This is a genomic window from Bacillus silvicola (assembly GCF_050524305.1).
In the GTDB taxonomy this organism is placed as follows: Bacteria; Bacillota; Bacilli; order Bacillales; family Bacillaceae_G; genus Bacillus_A; species Bacillus_A cereus_AT.
In genome coordinates this window covers 1,401,500-1,425,489 of sequence record NZ_JBNGVC010000013.1, presented here as the reverse complement: position 1 = coordinate 1,425,489, position 23,990 = coordinate 1,401,500, and the positions used below count along the sequence as shown (strand labels likewise).

Here is a 23,990-nt window from a genome sequence, read left to right as displayed (position 1 = left end):
AAGCTACACCTCCACATCATACGGTTCATAATCTTTCCTAAGTGGATACCCTACCCAATCATCCGGCATTAAAATGCGAGATAAATTAGGATGACCTTTAAATACAATACCTAGCAAATCATACGCTTCACGCTCCGGCCAATCTGCCCCTTTCCAAAGCGGCGTCACCGATTCTACTTGCGGCGCTTCCCTATCCAGTTTTACCTTCACTGCTACTGACTGCTTCTTTCCATATGAAAATAAATGAACATATACTTCCATATGCGTCACAAAATCCGTCGCATGTAGCTCTGACATATAATCAAAAGCAAGTCCCTCATGCAATCGCATTAACTCCATCACTTCATAATATTTTGAAGGCTCCACCACAAGAGTTGGAACATCTTTTGAAAGCTTATTAATATAGGAATCTACTAATGCATATTCCCCTACCTTCTCCTTAACAGCCTCCACATATTGATTTAAATACGGTTGGTTAACTGATGGTTCTTCCTGCTGCGGTTCATCTTCTATCTTATTTACAGCTCCCTTTGCTCTTGCCGCAGCAGCGGCTTTCGCTTTCGCGGCTGCAATAGCCTTTGCTTTTTCATCTCCAGAATCTCCATCACCTTGCGAGGATTTTGCTTTCGCTAGTGCCGCTGCTTTTGCCTTTGCAGCTGCTACAGCCTTTGCCTTCGCTTTTGCTTTTTCTTCGTCCGTTACTTCTTCTGTTCCTTCTCGCTTTTGCTTCGCTAGTGCCGCTGCTTTTGCCTTTGCAGCTGCTGCGGCCTTTGCCTTCGCTTTTGCTTTTTCTTCATCCGTTACTTCTTCTGTTCCTTCTCGCTTTTGCTTCGCTAATGCCGCTGCTTTTGCTTTTGCGGCTGCTGTGGCCTTTGCCTTCGCTTTTTCTTCGTCCGTTACTTCTCCTGTTCCTTCTCGCTTTTGCTTCGCTAGTGCCGCTGCTTTCGCTTTTGCGGCTGCTGCGGCCTTTGCCTTCGCTTTCGCCTTTTCTTCGTCCGTTACTTCTTCTGTTCCTTCTCGCTTTTGCTTCGCTAATGCCGCTGCTTTTGCTTTTGCGGCTGCTGCGGCCTTTGCCTTTGCTTTCGCTTTTTCTTCGTCCGTTACTTCTTCTGTTCCTTCTCGCTTTTGCTTCGCTAGTGCCGCTGCTTTCGCTTTTGCGGCTGCTGCGGCAAGACGTTTTGCTTCTTCTACATTAACTTCTTTATTTTTTGGTAGCGCTTTCTCTTTTTCTCGATGTTCTCCTTCAAGTTTAGACATTTCTGTCTCATGTTTCGCGGCAAGACGTTTTCGCGCTTCCTCTTTCGCATGACGGGCTGCTTCTCTCTTCATACTTTCTAAGTCTTTATTTGGATCACTCATTTATTCGTCACCTGCTTCCCTGTCTTCGCCTCGTAACGAATTTTTTCTTTTAATTTATTAATTCCATAAATTAAAGCAGCAGGGTTTGGTGGGCATCCAGGAATATATACATCAACTGGTACAATTTGATCTACACCTTTCACAACCGCATACGAATTCACATACGGACCACCGGCTGTTGCACAAGATCCCATCGCAATTACCCACTTTGGTTCAGGCATTTGATCATATAAGCGCCGAACAATAGGCGCCATTTTCTTCGTTACCGTTCCTGACACAATCATGACATCCGATTGTCTTGGTGACGTCCGAAAAAATGACCCAAATCGATCTAAATCGTAATGTGATGAACCTACCCCCATCATTTCAATCGCACAGCATGCCAGTCCAAATGTCATCGGCCATAAAGAGTTGCTCCGTGCCCATCCCTTGAGCTGTTCCAATGTAGAAAAAAAGATATTCCTTTCTAATTCCGCTCGCTCCTGTGGGTGTAATTCCTCAAAATTTATAACCATTGTAACACCTTCTTTTTCCAAGCATACGCTAATCCAACCAACAACATCACAACAAAAATGAGCATTTCAATCAGTGCAAATAAACCCAGCTTGTCATATGCAACAGCCCATGGATATAAAAATAAAGTTTCTACATCAAAGATGACGAACAATAAAGCAAAAATATAATAACGAGCATGAAATCGAATATTCGCATCATGAAAAGGCTCAATTCCACTCTCATACGTCGTCGCTTTCGCTGCACTCGGTTTATTTGGACGCAGCATTTTCCCTAATGTAAGAGCCACTACCGGCAGCAATATACCTAATAGCAAGAAAATCAAAACAATCATATAACTATTTTCATATACACTTGCCATTGTGAAACCCTCCCCCCTGAATTAAGAACAAGTTCACATAGTAAACAATATGTCTTACTTGCATTATTTATTATTTTTAAATTTTTCTAAATAATGCAACTATTTTAATCATTATAGCAAACTTCAAATTCCTATGTCGATATATTGGGAACAGAAACAACAATTAATACTTACTAAACAAAACTATTTTTACAACTCATTATAAATGTGTAAAATAAATATAGAAATTCTATATATTTTTCAAGCAATCCTAAAAAAACATAAACTACAAAAGGTGGCTCTTATGTATATACAGTGGGTGATATAAATGACAAAACAAGCACACGTAAGTATTCTTATAAGCATTTCATTGTTGTATATAGCTATTCATTACGTATCAATGTCCTTTTTATATGAGTACGCACTCCCATTTCAAATATTAACTAGCATCAGTACCATATTAATTGATATTACAATTTGCAGTTATATCTTTTATTTTTCAAATGTAAAACAAGGGTTATCTCGTTTGTTTTGGATAACATTAACTATCGGATCCTTTTCTTATTTCATTGGTGATATAGTAGTTGCTTATCAACGCTTAATTCTGCATGACTACTATACATTCGTTGATCCATCAGACTTTTTTTACTTATTATGTTTAATTAGCTTTGCATTTGCCTTTCTATATGAAATTATTTATGACCGAAACTTATTGGAACAGCTTTCTACGATATGTGATATTTGTATTATTGTTACAGCTCAATTTACTCTAAGCTACTATTTGCTTATTGAAAGAACCATTCATATTTTCACAACATCATATATCGACATGTTTGTTCAACTCACGTATCCAATGGCTGATTTACTCTTTCTTTTAATAGGAATCAATCTTTTATTTAGACCATTATTCTTACTACCAAAACAAGTTGGTGCTCTTCTTGGCAGTGCTTTAATTTTGTATGCTACTACGGATGCTATTTATGCTTATATAAAATACTTCCAGCCTGAGTACTCTATGTTCACAGTTTCTCCATTCTATCAAGTAACTTTAGTATTGGTAGCAATCGCTTGTATACTTCACACAAAAGAGCCTGAAAAACAAGAACAAGTATTACTAACACCTCAATTGGGTGAATCAATCCGATTATCATTACCGTATATTTCTGTAGTGATGCTTATTGTTTTTATATTGGTCGAAAATGTTTTTGCACCTATCGTAGTAATTGGACTGATGGTAACTTTCGCCTTCGTTCTCATACGCCATATGTTAGTCCGAAGACAGAATAAAATATTATTACTAGCACAAATGCAATTCAACTTGGAACTCGAGAAACAAATTGAACTACGTACAGAAGATTTAGTAGAACAAAAAAATGAGTTATATCATAACCAACAAATGTTTAAATCTTTATACGAGCATCATCCAGATCCAATTTTCACATTAGATTTGTACGGTAATTTTCTAAATGTGAACAACGCTGGAACTACTTTACTCGGTTATCAAACGAATGAATTATTAAACCAACCATACTATTCACTTATGTATGAAGAAGATTTGGAAGAGATCATTAATGCCTTTCATCACGTAAAAAAAGGGAACTCTATTTCTTTAGAAATACGGGCATATCATAAAAATAGAGATATTTACTATTTGCATGTTACAGCTGTTCCCATCTTTTTAAAGGAGCATATTTCTGGAGTTTATTTAATGATTAAAGATATTACAGAAAGCAAGCAGCAACAAGAACAAATTAATTTCTTAGCATATCACGATACTTTAACGGAACTTGCAAACCGCCGTTCATTTCATCAGCAGTTAGAACAAGCAATTGCACGAGCAAAAATATCAAAAAGACCTTTTGCTGTTATGTTTCTAGACCTAGATCGCTTTAAAGTTATTAATGATACCCTTGGTCACCGGGTAGGAGATCTCCTATTAATTGCAGTAGCAAAAAGGCTCGAACGAATATCGACACAGAATATGAAACTTGCTCGACTAGCTGGGGATGAGTTCACAATCCTTATCGAAAATTATAACAAAAGAACAGATGTAAAAAGGATAGCTGATATGATTGTAGTAGCCATGAACGAACCATTCGAAATCGAAAATCAACATTTACACATCTCACCGAGTATCGGGATTGCCATATACCCTGAAGCAGGCGAAGACCCACTGTCTATTTTGCAACATGCCGATATGGCCATGTACGAAGCAAAAAATAAAGGGAAAAATCGTAGCTCTCTTTACACGAAAGAACTATATAAGAAAATGGAACGAAAAGCTCGAATCGAAAAAGACTTGCCACTCGCTTTAGTAAACAACGAATTTTATCTCGTCTATCAACCCCAAATTGATACGACAACAAATAAAATTATCGGTGCTGAAGCATTAATACGTTGGAAACATCCACTATTAGGTGACATCTCACCATGCGAGTTCATTCCAATTGTAGAAGAGACACCACAAGTCGTTCCGCTTGGACATTGGGTGTTAAGAGAATCTTGTCGTCAACTAAAAATATGGAAAAGTTTTGGATATACAAACTTAAAAATGAGTGTCAATTTATCAGCGAGAGAATTTCAACAAAATCAATTAATCGAAAATATTTCACGAATACTAAAGGACGTTGAGATTGACCCGAAAGATGTAACACTTGAACTAACAGAACGAATTGCGATGATTGATGAAAAAGAAACATTATCTAGACTAAAGCAATTAAAAGAATATGGTATTCAAACGTCCATCGATGACTTCGGTACCGGCTATTCTTCTCTTGCTTATTTATCAATTTTCCCTATCGATACATTAAAAGTACCAAAAGAATTTACACAACTAGCCGATCATCGACCTGAAGAAAGAGCCATCGTTTCCACTATCCTTTCTCTGGCAAATACTTTAAATCTCTCCGTCGTTGCTGAAGGAATTGAAACAGAAAAACAGCTTAAATTTTTGAAGAAAAATAACTGTAAATACATGCAAGGTTACTATTTCAGTAAACCTCTAACAAGTAAAGAATTTATAAGATTTCTACAAAAAACACCCAGTATGAACCAATAGTTCACACTGGGTGTTTTTATCCCGCTATTTGCGGGCAGTAAGATTCCCACCTCAAAATTATGCTGGAGCAAAGAAGCTAGGTGGGAGATCAACTGCCCGTAAATGCCCGATTGGTGAAGGCTAATAATCAGTGGGATACCCCCCACTGATTAAAGTTTCACTTTATAGTGTCGGAATTTTTTTCTCGTAATATTCTTCTGCAATCTCTTCGTAAAAAGCTGCTGACGTAGTATAAAAATATGGAATTAACCATAAAAATCCAATCCCTAATGTAATACAACTCAATATAAACCAACCAATAAAACTTAAACATAAAATGAAATACTCCATTTTATGTCCATCCATCATACGACGGCTTTCTGTAATAGCTTGATTTATGGAATACTCCGGATGATCATTTATTATAAAGTACGTCATTGCATAAGAAAATGATTTAATAATACCTGGAATAATAAATAGTAAGCACCATAAGAAAATATAAATGTTTACTACTATATATAATAAAAATGACTTTATAAACTTACTTCCTTCTGTAAACCATCTGAATATATGCCCAATACGCGCTTCTTTTTCACGAATTAAATGTAGCGCTAAATAATAGCCACCTAGCGTTAATGGACCTACCAGAAGTATTGTAATAACGTCTACTGTAAGTGAGTTATTTACTTCTTTCCAATCCCAAACCTGAGAGAAAATGAAATCAATACTAAAACTAAAAGCTGACATAAGAATCGAAATAAGTAATGTTGCCCCAACAGCTAATCCCCATTTTCCTTCTAGTGAGTCCAGCGCTTCTCCTTTTAAATCACTAATCATACTTAGCCTCCTATACGTAACAATTCTATTAGTATAGCATGTTCCTACTACAATTCACCTTTTGCAATATAGCGATAAAAATGCGCTGTCGTTGTACCTACATATGGACTAAGCCAAAGAAATCCTATTCCAAGAGTAAGAATCGCTAAGATAGCCCATCCTATGAAGCTAAGCCATAAAAGAAATAAATCTAGTTTATGCCCCTTCATAAGGTTCTTACTTTCTTTCATCGCCTGCGAAACGCTATATTCTGATTTTTCAACCATCACATAATACGTCATCGAATATGAAAAATACAGAACAGCGATTACAATGATCGAAATAGCTAGTAAAACAAAGAAAGCGATTATGAAAGATGGGTTGGCATTCTCATCAAAAAAGCCTAATATCCCAAATACAATCATTCCAAGCATCGGAACCCACGTACCTGTATATAACAAAAGTGCAAGCATAGCCCACATTGTTTTCATCATTCTTTTAAAACCACGAAATCCTTCAAATAAATAATCTACTCTAGCATCTTCTCGTTTACTTATTTGTAGAAACACATTCGTATAACCGTATGAAGTAATACCATAAGCTGCAGAACCTAAAATTATCATAAGGCAATAAAAAATCCCAAACATAACACTAGCTCCAATTGACATCGCTCCTTCTTCAATTGAACCAGTTGAAATAGTCACTAAAAGAAATATTATAACTCCTGAAATTAATAGTATAAGCATTACAGCCATTGAAACGACGTAACTTATAATATGATATAAAATCGTCGATCCAACACCTAAGCCCCATTTCCCCTTCAAGGAATGTAATGCTTCTTGCTTCATTTCACCGATCATTTGTTCATCTCCTTTATAAAATATAAATTGCTCTATATTCTCTACTTATACAAGCAATGACATAATTATACCATTTTGTTAATTTATTCATAAACAACAAAAAAATCCGTGAAGGCGAAGCCCTCACGGATTTTTATTTCATATCGGAAACGTTTAAACGGTTCACAGCACGCTGCAAGGCCATTTCTGCACGTCTAAAGTCAACATGTGCTTGTTTATCTTGCATACGTTGCTCAGCGCGACGTTTCGATTCATTTGCACGATGGATATCGATATGGTTTGCTTCTTCAGCAGATGATGATAATATAGTTACTTTATCTGGACGAACTTCGATAAAGCCACCACTTACTGCTACATAATCAGTGTGCCCACCATTTTTCAGACGAACCGCACTAATTTTTAATGGTGCAACAGTTGGAATGTGACCTGGTAAGATCCCCATTTCCCCACTCTCTGCTTTTACGCTTACCATTTCTACTTCTTTTTCGTAAACCGGTCCATCAGGAGTTACAATACTGACTGGAAATGTCTTCATAATTCGTCCCTCCTAAGGCCTTACGCCATCATTTTCTTCGCGTTTTCAATAACTTCTTCAATGCTACCTACTAAGCGGAATGCATCTTCTGGAAGGTCATCATATTTTCCTTCTAGAATTTCTTTGAAGCCACTAACTGTATTTTTTACAGGTACATAAGAACCTTTTTGACCTGTAAACTGCTCAGCTACGTGGAAGTTTTGAGATAAGAAGAATTGAATACGACGAGCACGATGTACAACTAACTTATCTTCTTCAGATAACTCATCCATACCTAAGATAGCGATGATATCTTGAAGCTCTTTATAACGCTGTAAAGTTTGCTGTACTTGACGAGCTACTTCATAATGCTCTTCTCCTACGATTTCTGGAGAAAGTGCACGAGATGTAGATGCTAATGGATCTACGGCTGGGTAAATACCCATTTGTGTTAAACGACGCTCTAAGTTTGTTGTTGCATCTAAGTGAGCGAACGTTGTAGCTGGTGCTGGATCCGTATAGTCATCGGCTGGTACATATACCGCTTGGATAGACGTGATAGATCCTTTATTTGTAGATGTAATACGCTCTTGTAATTGACCCATTTCTGTTGCAAGTGTTGGTTGGTAACCTACCGCAGATGGCATACGACCAAGAAGGGCAGATACTTCAGAACCTGCTTGCGTGAAACGGAAGATGTTATCGATGAACAATAGTACGTCTTGTCCTTGCTCATCACGGAAATGCTCAGCCATTGTTAAACCTGTTAATGCAACACGTTGACGTGCTCCAGGTGGCTCATTCATTTGTCCGAATACCATCGCAGTTTTCTTGATTACGCCAGAATCGCTCATTTCATGGTATAAGTCATTACCCTCACGAGTACGCTCACCTACACCAGCGAATACAGAGATACCACCGTGTTCTTGTGCGATGTTATTGATTAATTCCTGAATTAATACCGTTTTACCTACACCGGCACCACCGAATAGACCGATCTTCCCACCCTTAATGTAAGGAGCAAGTAAGTCTACTACTTTAATACCAGTTTCAAGAATTTCTACTTTAGTAGATAATTCTTCGAATGCAGGTGCTTGGCGGTGAATTGGATCACGGTGTACATCCGCAGGAAGTTCACCATCTAAGTCAATTGCATCACCTAATACGTTAAATACACGACCAAGTGTTGCATCACCAACTGGTACAGAGATTGCTTTACCAGTATCTTCTACTTCTGTGCCACGAACAAGTCCATCTGTGGAAGACATTGCAACTGTACGAACTGTGTCATCACCTAAATGAAGTGCAACTTCAAATGTTAAGTTAATGTTTGCTCCGTTTTCGTTGCTTTGTTTTACCGTAAGGGCGTTGTAGATTTCTGGTAGCTTTCCGCCATCAAACTTAACGTCTACAACCGGACCCATGATTTGCGTAACGCGCCCTTTATTCATCGGGTTCCCTCCTAGCTTTCTTTTAATTAGCCAACTTTCTAAGAGAAGTCGGCTTTTAATTTTTTATTAGTTTATAGCTTATGCGACTCTTTTGACAGAGCCGCTTCCACTTTTTATTGAATCTAGCTCCGGTGGCTAGAAGGGTCGGTCATTTCACCCCTTCCTACGAGGCAAAGAACGCCTCTTTGTCAGGAGTTCCAATGCCCTCCCCTTCTGGGCAAGCCACCTACGCTTTTTAATACTATTCTAACGCTGCTGCTCCACCAACGATTTCCGTAATTTCTTGCGTAATCGCTGCTTGACGTGCACGGTTGAATGAAAGTGTAAGTGAATCGATAACTTCCATCGCGTTGTCTGTAGCACTCTTCATTGCTGTCATACGCGCCGCGTGTTCACTTGCTTTACCGTCTAGTAATGCACCGTACACTAAGCTTTCTGCGTATTGTGGCAATAATACTTTTAAAATTTCTTCTTCAGAAGGTTCGAATTCATAAGCTGTCGTCGGTTTGTCAGACGCCACATCAGTAAGCGGTAAAATTTTATTTTCCGTTACTTCTTGTGAAATTTTACTTACGTAATGGTTGTAGTAAATGTACAGCTCATCATAAGCACCATCTGCGAACATCGCAATTGCTCGAGAAGCAAGATCTTTAATATCAGTAAATGATGGGTGGTCAGATAATCCAACTACTTCATCAATGATGTTAAAGCCGCGACGTTTTAAATAATCACGTCCTAGTCGTCCAAGCACAATAATTGAATATTGGTTTGAATCCATATTATGACGTTCACGAACTACGTTACTTACCGTACGTAATACGTTACTGTTATAACCACCTGCTAGTCCGCGATCAGATGTAATAACGATGTACCCTGTACGCTTTACAGGACGCGCATTTAGCATTGGGTGATTAATCCCTTTACTTCCTTGCGCAATGCTCGCTACTACTTCTTGAATCTTTTCCATATACGGAACGAAAGATTTAGCATTTTGCTCTGCACGGTTTAACTTAGATGCAGATACCATCTCCATCGCTTTCGTAATTTGGCTCGTTTTCTTTGTCGAGGTAATCTTCGCTTTTATATCGCGTAAAGATGCCACAGGTTTTCACCACCTTTTTTCCAGAAGTTGGCACGATTAGTAAGAATCCTCTTCCTAATCTACGTTGCAAGATATTCTTGCTCATGATTGAAGGAAAAGAATAGGTGCACCTACTCTTTTCCTTTACATAACCGTCAGCAATCTCAAATCTTGAGATGCCTTATATATATACTATCTAGCTCCAGCGGCTTGAATGCTCGGTGGCTTCACTTCTTCCTACGAGACAAAGACCGTCTCTTCGTCAGAAGCTCCATCCCCCTCACATTCAGAACGAGCCGCTTCCACTTTTATTATTCAGAAGCTACGAATACTTTTTTAAATCCGTTAATTGCTGCTGCAAATTTGTCGTCATCCGCAAGTTTCTTAGTTGTGCGGATTTCTTCTAATAAGTCAGTCGCATTTGAATCTAACCAAGCATGGAATTCTTCTTCGAAACGAGTGATATCTACTACTGGGATATCATCTAGGAATCCACGTGTTAAAGCGTAAAGAATGATAACTTGTTTCTCTACACGTAACGGTTTGTGTAATCCTTGTTTTAATACCTCAACTGTACGAGCACCACGGTTTAGTTTCGCTTGTGTTGCTTTATCAAGGTCAGAACCGAACTGAGCGAACGCTTCTAACTCACGGTAAGATGCAAGGTCAAGACGAAGTGTACCTGATACTTTACTCATTGCTTTAATCTGAGCAGATCCACCTACACGAGATACAGAAGTACCCGCATCGATCGCTGGACGTACGCCAGAGAAGAATAGGTCAGATTGTAAGAAGATTTGTCCATCCGTAATCGAGATTACGTTTGTTGGGATGTAAGCTGATACGTCCCCTGCTTGTGTTTCGATGAAAGGTAGTGCAGTTAAAGAACCGCCGCCTCTTGCATCACTTAATTTTGCTGCACGCTCTAATAAGCGAGAATGTAAGTAGAATACATCCCCTGGATATGCTTCACGACCTGGAGGACGACGTAATAGTAATGAAAGCTCACGGTAAGCCGCTGCTTGTTTTGATAAGTCATCATATACTACTAATACGTGTTTACCATTGTACATAAACTCTTCACCCATTGTTACACCAGCATAAGCAGCTAAGTATAATAATGGAGCTGGTTGAGAAGCTGATGCAGTTACAACGATTGTGTAATCTAATGCACCGTGCTTACGTAGTGTTTCTACTACGTTACGTACAGTTGATTCTTTTTGTCCGATAGCTACATAGATACAAATCATATCTTCATCTTTTTGGTTAATGATTGTATCAAGTGCAACTGCTGTTTTACCTGTTTGGCGGTCACCGATGATTAACTCACGTTGACCACGGCCAATTGGTACAAGAGCATCGATCGCTTTAATACCTGTTTGAAGTGGCTCATGAACAGATTTACGATCCATTACACCTGGTGCTGGACTTTCGATTGGACGAGTGTTTGTTGTATTGATTGGGCCTAAACCATCAACTGGTTGACCTAATGGGTTTACAACACGACCGATTAGTTCTTTCCCTACTGGTACTTGCATGATGCGACCAGTACGACGAACTTCGTCACCTTCACGGATTTCTGTGTAAGGTCCTAAAATAATGATACCTACGTTGTTTTCTTCTAAGTTTTGTGCTAGCCCCATAACGCCGTTAGAGAACTCTACAAGTTCACCAGCCATAACGTTATCAAGACCATGAGCACGCGCGATACCGTCACCAACTTGGATAACTGTACCAACATCACTAACTTCGATTTCAGACTGATAGTTCTCGATTTGTTGCTTTATCAGTGCGCTAATTTCTTCAGCTCTGATGCTCATGTGCTTCACCCCTATCTATTCTTCATTAATTCACGCTGAATACGTGCTAATTTTCCTTGTAAGCTTCCGTCGTAAATGCGATTTCCAATACGTACTTTAATGCCGCCTAGTAAATCTTCATCTACAACATTTTTCACGCGAATTGCATCTTTTCCCGTTCTCTTTGCAAATGCTTCTGCAACGTTAAGCTTCTCTTCTTCAGATAGAAGACGAGTAGAATACACAGTTGCATCCGCTACGTTACGTTCTTCATTAGCAAGAACAACATATTCATCCGCAATTTCAGGTAAGATTTCAATACGCTTGTTATCAATTAAAATATATAACGTATTTAAAATAGATTCAGAAACAGATCCGAATACGTTTGCAAGAAACGTTTTCTTCTGCTCTTTTGAAATGTTCGGTTGCGTTAAAAAGCTATGTAGTTCTCCGTTCTTTACATAAACGTTTTGTACAAGGCGTAATTCCTCTTCAAACATTTCTAATACGTGTTTTTCTTTTGCAATTTTAAAAAGAGCGACAGCATAACGTTTTGCTACAATCCCATTGCTCATCGCGCTTCTCCTACTTCTTTAATATAATCGCGAATTAACTTCACTTGATCTTCTTCTTTTAACTCTTTTTCAATTACTTTAGAAGCAATTTGAACAGATAAAGAAGCGACTTGTTCTTGTAAAGCAGCAATCGCTTGCTCTTTTTCGCGTTGAATTTCTTGTACAGCAGATGCTTTAATTGATTCTGCTTCTTCTTTCGCAGCAGCAACAATCACATCTTTTTGATCTACAGCTTGTTTTTTCGCTCTTTCGATTAACTCTTGTGCTTCAACACGCGATTGTTTTAACATTTCACGTTGTTCTTCTACTAATTTCTTCGCTTCAGCGTTACTTCTTTCTGCAGCGTCGATTTCACTAGTAACATGCTCTTCACGTTCTTTCATAATTCCCATTAAAGGACCCCACGCAAATTTGCGTAGCATTACTAATAGAAGTAAGAAAATGAACAATGTATAAGCAATCGTTCCAAATGGAATGGCAGCCCCTAATAATAAAGTTGGCACAAGGATTCACTCCCTTCAAAATATCTAAATTGATCATATGAAAAAAAAAGACATACGTTTCGTTCATAAAGCAATGGCGAAGAAAGTTCAAAAAACACTCTTCGCCATCTATGTAAGGGGAGTCTCCCTTATTTGTTCATTACGATGAAAGCAATAACTACACCGATGATTGGAAGTGCCTCAACTAAAGCAACCCCGATGAACATAATTGTTTGAAGTGCGCCTTTTAATTCTGGTTGACGAGCAACACCTTCGATTGTACGTGATACGATAAGACCGTTACCAATACCTGCACCTAATGCTGATAAACCAATTGCAATTGCAGCTGCGATTACACCTAAACTCATTTAATTTGTCCTCCTTTGTATTATAAAAAAATAAATTTTTTCTTACTTAAATTATATTAATGGTCATGGCTTACTTTATGAGCCATATAAACCATCGTTAACATAACGAAAATAAATGACTGGATTGATCCAACGAATACGCTGAATCCCATCCATGCTAACATTGGTACAAGCGCACCTAATGCTCCAAGGAATGATGCCCCGCCTAACTTAGCAAGTAATCCTAATAAGATCTCACCTGCATAAATGTTACCGAATAAACGAAGACCTAACGTTAATGTGTTAGCAAACTCCTCAATAACCTTTAATGGGAATAAGAATTTCATTGGTTGGAAATAACCTTTAACATATTCTTTCGTACCCTTCATCTTAATTCCATAATAATGGGTGAGGGTAACTACCATCACGGCTAATGTTAATGTAACTGCTGGATCAGACGTTGGTGATCTCCACCATGCAATATGTTCGCCAGCCTCAACTGTTGAATACATGAATGGTAAACCAAGGAAGTTCGATACGATGATAAACATGATAAGCGTAACGCCAAGCGTTAAGAAACGTCCACCTGTTTTCCAGTCCATCGTACTATTGATAATCCCTTTCACGAAGTCAAACACCCATTCCATGAAATTTTGCATCCCGGTTGGGCGAAGGGCTAAACTGCGAGTTCCGATAACAGCGATTAAGAAAACAATAACTGCTGCTACAGTAACCATCATAACTGATGACAAATCGAACGTTAAACCTAGAAATTCAACTAATTTACCGTGTTCCACTAGTAATTCACCTCTCTTCCCTGCTCTTATACTCTAAATAAAGAAAATCTATGATCATGACAAGGTATCCTGTCAGCAATCCTACACCTAGGCCCCACATCGCAATTAGCTCTTGATATTTGGCTGCAAATAAAATTAATAACCCAATCGTGGCAAATCTTGAATATGTACTTACCGCTGTCGCCTTAAACTTCACGTTTTCTCCATTTGTTACGCGATCTAATAGCTTGTCTGTTCTACGTGCAATGATGCGCAAACTAAGAAAACTGAAAATCGTTCCGATAATCAGTCCAAGAAATACATCCTTGTAAGAGGTAAATCCCCATCCTAGCACTAGAAGCGCAAGCAAGTAGTACATATATTTCTTTTGTCTTTGGACAAGTCCATGTACGTCTATCATCATTGCTCTCCCGAATAGTAATGTCGAATGAGTCGAATCATTGCGTATATCCCTGTTCCTAAACCGAGTAATAACCCTATAATAAGAAACAATGGAAACGTTCCAACCTTATTATCAATCCATTGCCCACCAAAGATTCCAATAAGAATAGAACCGACTAACTGAGCAAGAATTCCTGACATTAAAGCATATGCTTTTATATGGCTGCGATCGTTTTTTTGCAAGGATTCATCCCTCCAATATGTAACCCTCATTCACGATGTGTTAATAATAACTCATTTTTCTGCATAAATTCTATACAAAATAAAAAGTTTACATTTTCGTCACGGAATAGATGCATTTTTGTCACTGAAAGCCCTACCATCTATCCCCGTTGTTAGCATACAATAGGGTATTAACAGTGTCAACGAGAAATCGTAAAAAATCAAAAAATTTGAGTATTAGTCATTTCCTCCCAAAAATGAAAACGTTCCCCTTCTAAATACTGGTTAGAGATATGCAATTTCTAACAGTTTTCTCTTTATAATAGAAGAAAATGTTCACAAGTTTGTCACTATTATATTTTTAAGATATAGCGCTTTCCTTCCATAATATAGTGTTCCCAAGACGTAAGACTTCTATATTATATGTGATGTGTATGCAACTTATGTTGTATACACCCTGTATATTTATCTCCCCCTCCCCCGCACGCTCAGGGCGAAAAAAAAGACGAGCGGGGACTCCCCTCTCGTCTGTTGTCTTACTTCGTTCCGAATAAACGGTCACCAGCATCACCAAGACCTGGAACTACATAACCATGGTCATTTAGCTTCTCATCTAATGCTGCTACATAAATATCAACATCAGGATGCTCTTCTTGTACTACTTTTACTCCTTCTGGAGCAGCTACGATACACATTAATTTAATTTGCTTTGCACCGCGCTTTTTCAGAGAATTAATTGCTTCAGCTGCAGAACCACCTGTTGCTAGCATTGGATCTAGTACGATAAAGTCACGCTCTTCTACATCCGTTGGAAGTTTCACATAGTATTCTACCGGTTGCAATGTTTTAGGGTCACGGTATAAACCAACGTGTCCTACTTTTGCTGCTGGAATTAATTTCAGAATTCCATCAACCATTCCTAAACCTGCACGTAAAATCGGAATTAAACCAAGTTTTTTACCAGCGATCACTTTTGTTGTCGCTTTGCTTACAGGCGTTTCAATTTCAATGTCTTTAAGTGGAAGGTCGCGAGTAATTTCAAAAGCCATTAAGCTTGCTACTTCGTCCACTAATTCACGAAAATCTTTCGTACCTGTATTCTTATCGCGAATATATGTAATCTTATGTTGAATTAACGGGTGATCAAATACATACAGTTTTCCCATGTGAATCTCTCCTTTAGATGATATTCATGCGTTTACACGCTTTTTTACACTATTTACGATTGTAAAGAAAACGCTACTAATATTCAAGGGCAAATTTGGCAAAATCATGATTTTGTGATGAATCTATCTAGTATCTTTACCAATTATGGGAGGTGTATCCTTCATTATATCGCCAAAATTTATTCATCATTTGTATACATACTTTAAAAACAATATATGTCCAAAAAAAAGACTACTAAAACAATTACGTTTCAGCAGTCTTTTTCAATCTATTATAGATTTGTATACATTGGGAATTTGCTCGTTAACGCTTCTACACGTTTACGCGCTTCTTCTAATGCAACTTCATTCTCATGATTTTTTAATGTATAAGCAATAAGTGCTGCAATTTCATCCATTTCTTCTAAGCCGAAACCACGAGATGTTACAGCTGCCGTACCGATACGCACGCCGCTTGTTACAAATGGGCTTGCTGTTTCAAATGGAATTGTATTTTTGTTCACTGTAATACCAACTTCATCTAATACGTGCTCTGCTACTTTACCTGTGATTTCTAAGTTACGAACATCAATCAAGATTAAGTGATTGTCTGTTCCACCAGAAACAAGTGTAAGTCCTTCTTTTTGAAGGCCTTCAGCTAAGCGGTTCGCATTATTAATGATATTTTGTGCATATGTTTTAAACTCATCTTGTAGTGTCTCACCAAACGCAACAGCTTTTGCAGCAATTACGTGCATAAGTGGACCACCTTGGATACCAGGGAAGATTGATTTATCAATTTGTTTTGCAAATTGCTCTTCACATAAAATCATACCACCACGTGGACCACGTAATGTTTTATGTGTTGTCGTTGTAACGAAATGTGCATGTGGTACTGGGTTTGGATGCAAACCAGCAGCTACTAAACCAGCGATATGTGCCATATCAACCATAAAGTATGCACCCACTTCATCTGCAATCTCACGGAATCGTTTGAAATCGATAACACGAGGATATGCACTTGCACCTGCAACGATTAATTTTGGTTTATGTTCTTTCGCTTTTGCTAATACATCATCGTAATTAATACGGTGAGATTCAGCATCCACGCCATATTCTACGAAATTATATTGTACTCCACTGAAGTTAACAGGGCTTCCGTGTGTTAAGTGACCACCATGGGATAAATTCATACCAAGTACTGTATCGCCTTGCTCTAAAATTGTGAAGTATACTGCCATGTTCGCTTGTGCACCAGAATGTGGTTGAACATTTACATGCTCTGCACCAAAAATTTCTTTCGCGCGATCACGTGCGATATCTTCCACTACGTCTACGTGCTCACAGCCACCATAGTAACGTTTTCCAGGATATCCTTCAGCATACTTATTCGTTAAAACAGAACCTTGCGCCTCCATTACTGCTTCACTTACAAAGTTTTCCGAAGCAATTAACTCAATCTTTGAACGCTGTCTTCCTAGTTCTGCCTCAATTGCAGCAAATACCTTTTCATCTTGACGTTTTAAATGATCCACCAAAATCCCCCTTTTCTGAACGAATTACATCGATTCCCAATAGTTTTTTCTCATTTATTCAGAAAAAACGAAAATTCAGGTTGTAATTCTTTCGAACCTTCATGTTTTCAACTACATTCTAACATGACTTTCTATATCATAAAAGAAAAAAAAAGACCGAAATCGGTCTTTTCTTTCTTCTATTATAAAGTCAGACTACATACCTTTTATTTTTCGATATAAAGCTATTATGCGACTTTATAATTTTTCACGTTTAACGGCAAGGAATAGCTTCTTCATTTGCCGCATAAACAGCACGTGCTCCACCTATTAGTTTTCCACGTGTTTTCGCCATCGTTACATGCGCACTTCCTATTTCCTTCACACTTGTACGAACCGGAACAGCTACATGTTTTAAATGCATACCGATAAATGTATCGCCGATATCCATTCCTGCATCTGCTTTAATAAACTCAATTACTACCGGATCTTTAAAATTGTGATACGCATACGTCGCTAATGCACCACCTGCTGATCTAACAGGCGTAACTGTTACAATTTCAAACTGATATTTCATCGCTACATCTCTCTCAACTACTAAAGCACGATTTAAATGCTCACAACATTGAAACGCCAATTCAATACCTGTTCCCTCTTGAAATTGCTTTAATTCAGAAAAAATCGCCTCTGCCACTTCCATCGTTCCTGATGTTCCAATTCTTTCACCTAGCACTTCACTCGTGCTACACCCCACTACAAAAATTTGACCACTTTGCAGCGTGGCTTGTTCTTGGAAATCAGAAAGCGACATTTGTAGCTGTTCTCTTACCTTTACGATTTCTGTCATTACGCCTCTTCCTTTCACAGGTTGGTTCACCAAATTATATTTCATACTACTCATAGTTAGAATCTATTACTTTGTTTCGTACGTTTTAATTTTTCCTACGCGGTTTTCGTGACGGCCACCTTCATAGTCAGTTGTTAACCAAATTTTTGCGATATCACGCGCTAGACCAGCCCCAATTACACGCTCGCCCATTGCTAGCATGTTAGTGTCATTATGCTCTCTCGTCGCTTTCGCACTAAAAGTATCATGAACTAACGCACAACGAATACCGTTTACTTTGTTTGCCGCGATTGACATGCCGATGCCTGTCCCGCAAACTAAAATACCACGATCTACTTCACCATTTGCGACCATTTCTGCTGCCGGAAACGCAAAATCAGGGTAATCAACAGAACCAGCTTCACATTCACAACCTAAATCAATATATTCAATATTTAATTCTTCTAATAAACTTACAAGTTCTTTACGGATATTCATACCGCCGTGATCAGATGCTACTACTACTTTCATTTTTACCCCTCCAAAGTTTCAATCAATTATCTCCATTTCACACTCGCTCCCTTAATGGAACAAAGTGATCTCCAATATCGTATTATACACGAAACATCAACCTTCTGAATGTTTTTTCAGGAAAGTTTGTACAAGTTTTTCCATCTCTTCTAGCGTTTCTTTATAAATAGAAAGCGATCCGCCAAATGGATCTGAAATATCCTTACTTATACCCTCAGTTAATCCATATAATGTATCCAATTTCTTTTCAACACTCGGATAATGCCCAAGTACAATTTGCTTATGGTTTTCCGTCATTGTTACTACAATATCCGCCCAATCAACCAAAGTTTCATTTACCTGCTGCGCGGCATGATCGATTGCAATGCCTTTTTCAGCTAAAGCTTCCTTTGCATGTACCGACGCATCGCTTCCAGGATAGGCGAAAACGCCAGCAGATTGCACTTCAAATTTACCTTCTCCGTAATGACGAAGCAATGCCTCAGCCATCGGACTACGGCATGTATTTCCAGTGCAAACAAATAACACTCGTTTCATCTAAACCCGCCCCTTTTTTCTGTTTTCTACCATTTATCATAGCGTACATTAGAATAGAACAAAAGAAATGTGAATATACGAAAGGCGCATTTCTCTTATATTTTTTCTAAGAAAAATGCGCCTTATCCACATATATGTGAAACCCTATTTCCAAGTGCCCAAGGTATTTTACCATACATGATGAACACACTACAAAATAAAATAAGGAATCCATTTCATACGAAACAGATTCCTCTTATAGAATAATTATTTCATTGTAACTTTCATTACTTCTGTTGAACCTTTTGTAGCTGTTACACCTACAGTTGTCTTAATAGACTCAGCTGCATCTGTGTTTGTAATAACGATTGGAGTAATTGTGCTTTTCGCTTTTTCACGAATTAATTCTAAGTCGAATGAGATTAATTTATCTCCAGCTTTTACAGCTTGTCCTTCAGAAACGTGAGCTTCGAAACCTTCACCTTCCATTTTTACAGTTTCTAATCCAACGTGGATTAAAATTTCTGTACCGTTTTTCGCTTTAATTCCAATAGCATGTTTCGTGTGGAATAATTGTACGATTTCACCATCAACTGGAGATACAACTACACCTTCAGTAGGATCGATTGCAACACCGTCACCCATCATACGACCAGCGAATACTGGATCTGGTACTTCTTCAATATTTTTCACTGCTCCAGTTAATGGAGCTACGATTGTTTCTTCATTTGTTTTTGAACCAAAACCGAATAATTTTTTAAACATAGGATAGTCCTCCTTATAATTTACCTAAAAGTTTATAGGGCAATCTCTATTCAAGATCGAAATACACGTAAGACTTCATACTTCGAATGTTATACTGTAAAAACGCTTTCGAAATAAATTGTGTCATTACTAATAGACTCTTATTGTAGCGCCTCACAAAATTCCAGTCAATTCTGATTGTCTGAATAACAATAAGAAGTTAACTTCTACTTATATTTTCTCTTTTTTCACCCAACTTGTCTAGAGGTCTTTACTACATTTTGCTTTTTGTTGTTAATTTGTAAAATTTATTTCAAACTTTTTTCTAAATCTACTTGACTAAAGTAAGTAACTATTTTATTATTACTTACATAAGGTAAGTTAATAACTTTTAGGAGGTTTTTAAAAATGATGGATTTCGGTCTTCTTATTATTCGTCTTATTATAGGTATTACATTCATGGGTCATGGTGCTCAAAAATTATTTGGTTGGTTCGGTGGTTACGGTTTAAAAGGAACAGGTGGCTGGATGGAATCAATCGGGTTACGCCCTGGTGTATTCATGGCATTTATGGCTGGCGCAACTGAATTATTAGGTGGCTTCTTATTCGCATCAGGTATTTTCACTGCAGTTGGTTCATTATTTATCGTCGGAACGATGTTAATGGCAATCTTCACTGTTCACGGAAAAAATGGTTACTGGGTAACACAAAACGGATATGAGTATAATTTAATGTTAATCGCTGTTGCTGTTGGTGTAGCTTTAATCGGACCTGGCGCATACGTTTTACTTTAATATTTATCTCGATTTCAAGATGTTTACCAAAAAAGAGATTACTTCAGTACAATTGAGGTAATCTCTTTTTTTACATCATCAAAAAAATATTATTTTCAGCAGGAGATTCCCATTGATATCTTGTAAACAAACAGTAAGTATTCATATTTAGAAAGGGGATTACAAGCATGTTATCCATTAATCCAAACGAGCAAACTGAAAAAGATAATTACAAATTACTTACAGGAAGTATCATTCCACGCCCTGTCGCTTTCGTTACTTCTGTAACAAAAGACGGCGTATTAAACGGGGCACCATATAGTTATTTCAATATTGTCGCTGCTAATCCACCACTTATCTCAGTTTCTGTACAACGAAAAGCAGGAACACCGAAAGATACTTCTCGAAACGCAATCGAAAAGGGCGAATTTGTCGTACATATTTCTGATGAATCTTACGTAGAAGCAATTAACGAAACAGCAGCTAACCTCCCGCCAAATGAGAGTGAAATTGAACTAGCGAAACTAACGCCAATTGAAAGTGATGTCATCTCCGTTCCAGGTGTGAAAGAAGCAAATATTCGAATGGAATGCGTACTAGAACGCGCAATTCCTCTTGGTGGAACAGAAGACTCACCAGCTTGCGATCTACTAATTGGCCGCGTCGTTCGCTTCCACGTCGCAGAACACTTATACGAAAACGGGCGCATTCACGCCGAAGAACTAAAACCAATAAGCCGCCTAGCAGGACACAACTACGCAAAACTAGGAGAACAATTTGAATTGGTGAGGCCTGTTTAAAAGTGGAAGCGGCTCGTTCAGAATGGGAGGAGGATGGAGCTTCTGACGTAAAGGCGCTTTTTGCCTCGTAGGAAGACGCGAAGCCACCGACCATTCTAGCCGCTGGAGCTGGATACATCTAAAAGTGGAAGCGGCCCGCTTAGCTCTGACCAGCTAAGGTTCTCTCGCACAAAAGGTGCTTTTTACCTTTAGTGCGGGAGGTTCTTAGATGCGAAGAGCTGGCCACTGGAACTGGATACTATCTAAAAGTGGAAGCGGCTCGCTCAGAATCGCAGGACACTTCAAGCTCTCGACCTTGAAGCGCTTTTTGCTTCGATCGAGAGAGCTCCATCACCCAAATATAAAATCCCCCGCTAAAAAGCGGGGGATTTTTTCACTGTAATTCTTCGTTCTTCTCCTCTAATGCAGGTAATTTCTCTTTTTTCGGTTTCCCAAGCTTAATTACTAAGAAGTATAGGGAAAGCAGTGTAATAAGAAAAACAATTAGAAACGGGTATGGAGAATAAAAAGCACGCGCTGCCTCCGTCTTTCCTGCAACAAACTTCAATGACTCAATATCTAAAAACTCAGCAAACATTTGTACACCGAGCATACTAAACCAAAAAACGAAAAAACTAATAATAATACCAAAAACTTGCTTCAATCTCGTCATTCATCTCATCCTTTCTATATTTGCAATTTTTTAGTGAGATCAATATAGTACAAACAAAACTATGCACAGAAAGGAATCATCTTACCATTCACGAATTAATTTAATCCAACCTAACATCGAAATTTGCAAAATAATACCCCAAATTATAAGTCTTCTTAGCCATCGAGGAAAGAAGGTTAAAAACTTAACATACCATCCCAATAACTTGTTCATAATTCCCTCCTACATAAAATTATATAGGAAAAAGGATATATAATCCAAATCCAACCAGAATGATACCACCTACTATTTCACCATATGTACCAAGCATACCTTTCGCATGTCTACCAATTAATAAGCCAACCCATGCTAATAACATGCTTACAAATCCAAACAGTAATATCGTAATAATCGTCTGCGCCCCATAAATTCCAAGACTAAGACCTACTGAAAAACTATCTATACTGACACCAAATGCAAATACAAATAAACTAATTCCAATTGGAGCAGTTCTAGTCTCTTCACCTTCTAAAATAGACGAATATACAATATAGAACCCTAGCCCAATTAATAAAATAGCTCCTGCAAAATTCGCGACATCCCCATACTTCTCTGATAGAAAACGTCCTAGTACCATTCCGATAAACGGCATAATAATATGAAATATCCCAATCGTCATACCGATATAAAGGATTTGTCTTAACTTTAATGTTACCATCCCCATACCGAGGCTCACTGAAAATGCATCCATCCCTAGGGCGAATGCCATAATTATTAAAGGTATTAGCTGTTCAAGTGTCATTCATATCCCCCCTCGGACGTGCTACTTCACAATATGCTTATCCGAGGAGAAATATTCTGTTTGCTAAAGGTACATTATCATTCAGTGATAATATGATGTCCCGCCGCTTTTGTTAAACGATTCATAATTGCATTTCCTATTCCTTCATTCGGGAATGATTCACTAAAGATAACATCTACTTCACTTGCATCAAACGTTCTAAGCACATCATATAATTTAGTCGCAACGCTAGCTAAATCACTTCGCATACCACAAGATAATACAACATCAGCACTATATACATGTTGATACTCTTCGGTCGTTAATACACCTACTTTAAACCCTTCTTTCTTTTTCTCATCCACAATACACTGAATAAACTCACGGGATCCTTCAACAATACTAAGTGGCGCTTTCGGTGCATAATGTGTATATTTCATTCCAGGCGATTTCGGTTTTTCTTTCTCATCCTTTAAAGCTGGATCTAAAGAAACATTTCCTATTACTGCTTCCAATTGTTCCTTCGTAATCCCACCAGGACGTAGAATCGTCGGAACTTCGCTCGTACAATCAATTACAGTTGATTCAACGCCTACTCCTGTCGCCCCACCATCAACGATACCCGCAATTTTCCCGTTTAAATCTTCATACACATGAGAAGCTAATGTTGGACTTGGGCGTCCAGAACGATTCGCACTCGGTGCTGCAACAGGCACGTTTGCTTCTTCAATAAGAGCGAGCGCTACTGGATGATCTGGCATCCTTACTCCGACCGTATTAAGTCCCGCCGTAACCCGCTCTGAAATCCCTTCTTTTCTCGGTAAAATGATTGTTAATGGTCCTGGCCAAAAATGCTCCATTAACTTTTCTGCAACCGGTGGAATTTCTCTTACAATACCATCTAACTGAGATTTTGTTCCTATGTGGACAATCAGTGGATTATCACTCGGTCTCCCTTTCGCCGCAAAAATTTTCGCTATCGCTTCATCGTCCATTGCGTTTGCTCCTAACCCATATACCGTTTCTGTCGGGAATGCCACCGCTTCATTTTCTCTTAATAATCTTGCTGCTTCTTTTAATTGTGGATAATATTTTTTTCTTTCCACAACATTATCCACAACCCACATATTTGTATGCATTTTTTCCCACGTCCT

At 38.3% G+C, this 23,990-nt stretch carries 29 protein-coding genes; 3 read left to right on the top strand and 26 right to left on the bottom strand.

Annotated elements, in window-relative coordinates; genetic code table 11:
- Positions 1–3: 3 nt before the first annotated feature.
- From ACP6L7_RS29435 to nuoA, 3 genes are read right to left on the bottom strand one after another with little or no spacing between them, the layout of a single operon-like run.
- Positions 4–1,359, bottom strand: coding sequence for an NADH-quinone oxidoreductase subunit C (locus ACP6L7_RS29435; RefSeq protein WP_430529546.1), 1,356 nt, complete (start codon positions 1,357–1,359; stop codon positions 4–6).
- The gene (gene nuoB / locus ACP6L7_RS29430; protein ID WP_000236333.1) at positions 1,356–1,874 is read right to left on the bottom strand and encodes an NADH-quinone oxidoreductase subunit NuoB; all 519 of its coding nucleotides are present in this window, start codon (positions 1,872–1,874) and stop codon (positions 1,356–1,358) included. The genes ACP6L7_RS29435 and nuoB overlap by 4 nt, the downstream gene beginning before the upstream one ends.
- On the bottom strand, positions 1,865–2,233 hold the full coding sequence (gene nuoA / locus ACP6L7_RS29425) for an NADH-quinone oxidoreductase subunit NuoA (RefSeq protein ID WP_000179270.1): 369 nt from the start codon (positions 2,231–2,233) through the stop codon (positions 1,865–1,867). The genes nuoB and nuoA overlap by 10 nt, the downstream gene beginning before the upstream one ends.
- Before the next feature lie 307 nt (positions 2,234–2,540).
- On the opposite strand from nuoA, the gene ACP6L7_RS29420 reads away from it, so the two are divergent.
- Positions 2,541–5,270 carry a putative bifunctional diguanylate cyclase/phosphodiesterase gene (locus tag ACP6L7_RS29420; protein ID WP_430529545.1) on the top strand — a complete coding sequence of 910 codons (2,730 nt, stop codon included), beginning with the start codon at positions 2,541–2,543 and terminating at the stop codon, positions 5,268–5,270.
- Between the two features lie 162 nt (positions 5,271–5,432).
- Here ACP6L7_RS29420 and ACP6L7_RS29415 read toward each other — a convergent pair whose 3' ends face one another.
- The 19 genes from ACP6L7_RS29415 to ACP6L7_RS29325 all read right to left on the bottom strand — a co-directional run bounded on the left by ACP6L7_RS29415 (position 5,433) and on the right by ACP6L7_RS29325 (position 19,871).
- Positions 5,433–6,086 carry a DUF975 family protein gene (locus ACP6L7_RS29415; protein WP_430529544.1) on the bottom strand — a complete coding sequence of 218 codons (654 nt, stop codon included), beginning with the start codon at positions 6,084–6,086 and terminating at the stop codon, positions 5,433–5,435.
- Between the two features lie 47 nt (positions 6,087–6,133).
- Positions 6,134–6,925: a DUF975 family protein gene (locus ACP6L7_RS29410; protein WP_430529543.1), complete on the bottom strand. Its 792-nt coding sequence runs from the start codon at positions 6,923–6,925 to the stop codon at positions 6,134–6,136.
- Between the two features lie 133 nt (positions 6,926–7,058).
- Positions 7,059–7,460 carry a F0F1 ATP synthase subunit epsilon gene (atpC, locus tag ACP6L7_RS29405; protein ID WP_002123795.1) on the bottom strand — a complete coding sequence of 134 codons (402 nt, stop codon included), beginning with the start codon at positions 7,458–7,460 and terminating at the stop codon, positions 7,059–7,061.
- Between the two features lie 20 nt (positions 7,461–7,480).
- Positions 7,481–8,890 (bottom strand): F0F1 ATP synthase subunit beta, encoded by a 1,410-nt coding sequence (gene atpD, locus ACP6L7_RS29400; RefSeq protein WP_097831477.1) that lies wholly within the window; start codon positions 8,888–8,890, stop codon positions 7,481–7,483.
- 241 nt (positions 8,891–9,131) lie between these two features.
- Positions 9,132–9,992, bottom strand: a complete 861-nt coding sequence (gene atpG / locus ACP6L7_RS29395) for a F0F1 ATP synthase subunit gamma (protein WP_063222513.1) — start codon at positions 9,990–9,992, stop codon at positions 9,132–9,134.
- A gap of 290 nt (positions 9,993–10,282) precedes the next feature.
- Positions 10,283–11,791, bottom strand: a complete 1,509-nt coding sequence (atpA, locus tag ACP6L7_RS29390) for a F0F1 ATP synthase subunit alpha (RefSeq protein ID WP_000027511.1) — start codon at positions 11,789–11,791, stop codon at positions 10,283–10,285.
- A gap of 11 nt (positions 11,792–11,802) precedes the next feature.
- Positions 11,803–12,345 carry a F0F1 ATP synthase subunit delta gene (gene atpH, locus ACP6L7_RS29385; protein WP_000064687.1) on the bottom strand — a complete coding sequence of 181 codons (543 nt, stop codon included), beginning with the start codon at positions 12,343–12,345 and terminating at the stop codon, positions 11,803–11,805.
- Entirely contained in the window at positions 12,342–12,848 is a 507-nt protein-coding gene (gene atpF, locus ACP6L7_RS29380) for a F0F1 ATP synthase subunit B (RefSeq protein ID WP_001142619.1), read from the bottom strand. The genes atpH and atpF overlap by 4 nt, the downstream gene beginning before the upstream one ends.
- A 128-nt stretch (positions 12,849–12,976) precedes the next feature.
- Positions 12,977–13,195: a F0F1 ATP synthase subunit C gene (atpE, locus tag ACP6L7_RS29375; RefSeq protein WP_000052064.1), complete on the bottom strand. Its 219-nt coding sequence runs from the start codon at positions 13,193–13,195 to the stop codon at positions 12,977–12,979.
- A gap of 56 nt (positions 13,196–13,251) precedes the next feature.
- The gene (gene atpB, locus ACP6L7_RS29370; protein ID WP_061680019.1) at positions 13,252–13,971 is read right to left on the bottom strand and encodes a F0F1 ATP synthase subunit A; all 720 of its coding nucleotides are present in this window, start codon (positions 13,969–13,971) and stop codon (positions 13,252–13,254) included.
- Positions 13,972–13,978: 7 nt separating this feature from the next.
- Complete coding sequence (locus ACP6L7_RS29365; protein WP_000567600.1) at positions 13,979–14,371, bottom strand: ATP synthase subunit I; 393 nt, start codon at positions 14,369–14,371, stop codon at positions 13,979–13,981.
- Entirely contained in the window at positions 14,371–14,595 is a 225-nt protein-coding gene (locus ACP6L7_RS29360) for an AtpZ/AtpI family protein (protein ID WP_001171218.1), read from the bottom strand. The genes ACP6L7_RS29365 and ACP6L7_RS29360 overlap by 1 nt, the downstream gene beginning before the upstream one ends.
- Positions 14,596–14,621: 26 nt before the next feature.
- Entirely contained in the window at positions 14,622–14,735 is a 114-nt protein-coding gene (locus tag ACP6L7_RS29355; protein WP_000232963.1) for a DUF4024 domain-containing protein, read from the bottom strand.
- Between the two features lie 375 nt (positions 14,736–15,110).
- Positions 15,111–15,740, bottom strand: a complete 630-nt coding sequence (gene upp, locus ACP6L7_RS29350; protein ID WP_000517539.1) for a uracil phosphoribosyltransferase — start codon at positions 15,738–15,740, stop codon at positions 15,111–15,113.
- Positions 15,741–16,012: 272 nt separating this feature from the next.
- Complete coding sequence (gene glyA / locus ACP6L7_RS29345) at positions 16,013–17,254, bottom strand: serine hydroxymethyltransferase (RefSeq protein WP_141533317.1); 1,242 nt, start codon at positions 17,252–17,254, stop codon at positions 16,013–16,015.
- A gap of 253 nt (positions 17,255–17,507) precedes the next feature.
- Entirely contained in the window at positions 17,508–18,080 is a 573-nt protein-coding gene (locus ACP6L7_RS29340; RefSeq protein WP_097831474.1) for a TIGR01440 family protein, read from the bottom strand.
- 66 nt (positions 18,081–18,146) lie between these two features.
- Entirely contained in the window at positions 18,147–18,590 is a 444-nt protein-coding gene (gene rpiB / locus ACP6L7_RS29335) for a ribose 5-phosphate isomerase B (RefSeq protein ID WP_000869917.1), read from the bottom strand.
- A 96-nt stretch (positions 18,591–18,686) separates the two neighbouring features.
- Positions 18,687–19,127, bottom strand: coding sequence for a low molecular weight protein arginine phosphatase (locus ACP6L7_RS29330; RefSeq protein WP_097831473.1), 441 nt, complete (start codon positions 19,125–19,127; stop codon positions 18,687–18,689).
- Between the two features lie 246 nt (positions 19,128–19,373).
- Positions 19,374–19,871: a PTS sugar transporter subunit IIA gene (locus ACP6L7_RS29325; RefSeq protein ID WP_002016294.1), complete on the bottom strand. Its 498-nt coding sequence runs from the start codon at positions 19,869–19,871 to the stop codon at positions 19,374–19,376.
- A gap of 387 nt (positions 19,872–20,258) precedes the next feature.
- Between ACP6L7_RS29325 and ACP6L7_RS29320 the strand changes: the two genes are divergently transcribed.
- Together ACP6L7_RS29320 and ACP6L7_RS29315 are read left to right on the top strand one after the other, a co-directional pair.
- Entirely contained in the window at positions 20,259–20,645 is a 387-nt protein-coding gene (locus ACP6L7_RS29320; protein WP_071769887.1) for a DoxX family protein, read from the top strand.
- A 167-nt stretch (positions 20,646–20,812) separates the two neighbouring features.
- Entirely contained in the window at positions 20,813–21,424 is a 612-nt protein-coding gene (locus ACP6L7_RS29315) for a flavin reductase family protein (protein WP_097831472.1), read from the top strand.
- A 373-nt stretch (positions 21,425–21,797) separates the two neighbouring features.
- Here ACP6L7_RS29315 and ACP6L7_RS29310 read toward each other — a convergent pair whose 3' ends face one another.
- The 4 genes from ACP6L7_RS29310 to ACP6L7_RS29295 all read right to left on the bottom strand — a co-directional run bounded on the left by ACP6L7_RS29310 (position 21,798) and on the right by ACP6L7_RS29295 (position 23,975).
- Positions 21,798–22,076 (bottom strand): DUF3935 domain-containing protein, encoded by a 279-nt coding sequence (locus ACP6L7_RS29310; protein WP_097831471.1) that lies wholly within the window; start codon positions 22,074–22,076, stop codon positions 21,798–21,800.
- Positions 22,077–22,157: 81 nt separating this feature from the next.
- Positions 22,158–22,289, bottom strand: a complete 132-nt coding sequence (locus ACP6L7_RS29305) for a hypothetical protein (RefSeq protein ID WP_002144729.1) — start codon at positions 22,287–22,289, stop codon at positions 22,158–22,160.
- A gap of 19 nt (positions 22,290–22,308) precedes the next feature.
- The gene (locus ACP6L7_RS29300; RefSeq protein ID WP_097831470.1) at positions 22,309–22,857 is read right to left on the bottom strand and encodes a manganese efflux pump MntP; all 549 of its coding nucleotides are present in this window, start codon (positions 22,855–22,857) and stop codon (positions 22,309–22,311) included.
- A 77-nt stretch (positions 22,858–22,934) separates the two neighbouring features.
- Complete coding sequence (locus ACP6L7_RS29295) at positions 22,935–23,975, bottom strand: L-threonylcarbamoyladenylate synthase (protein WP_097831469.1); 1,041 nt, start codon at positions 23,973–23,975, stop codon at positions 22,935–22,937.
- Positions 23,976–23,990: the final 15 nt, after the last annotated feature.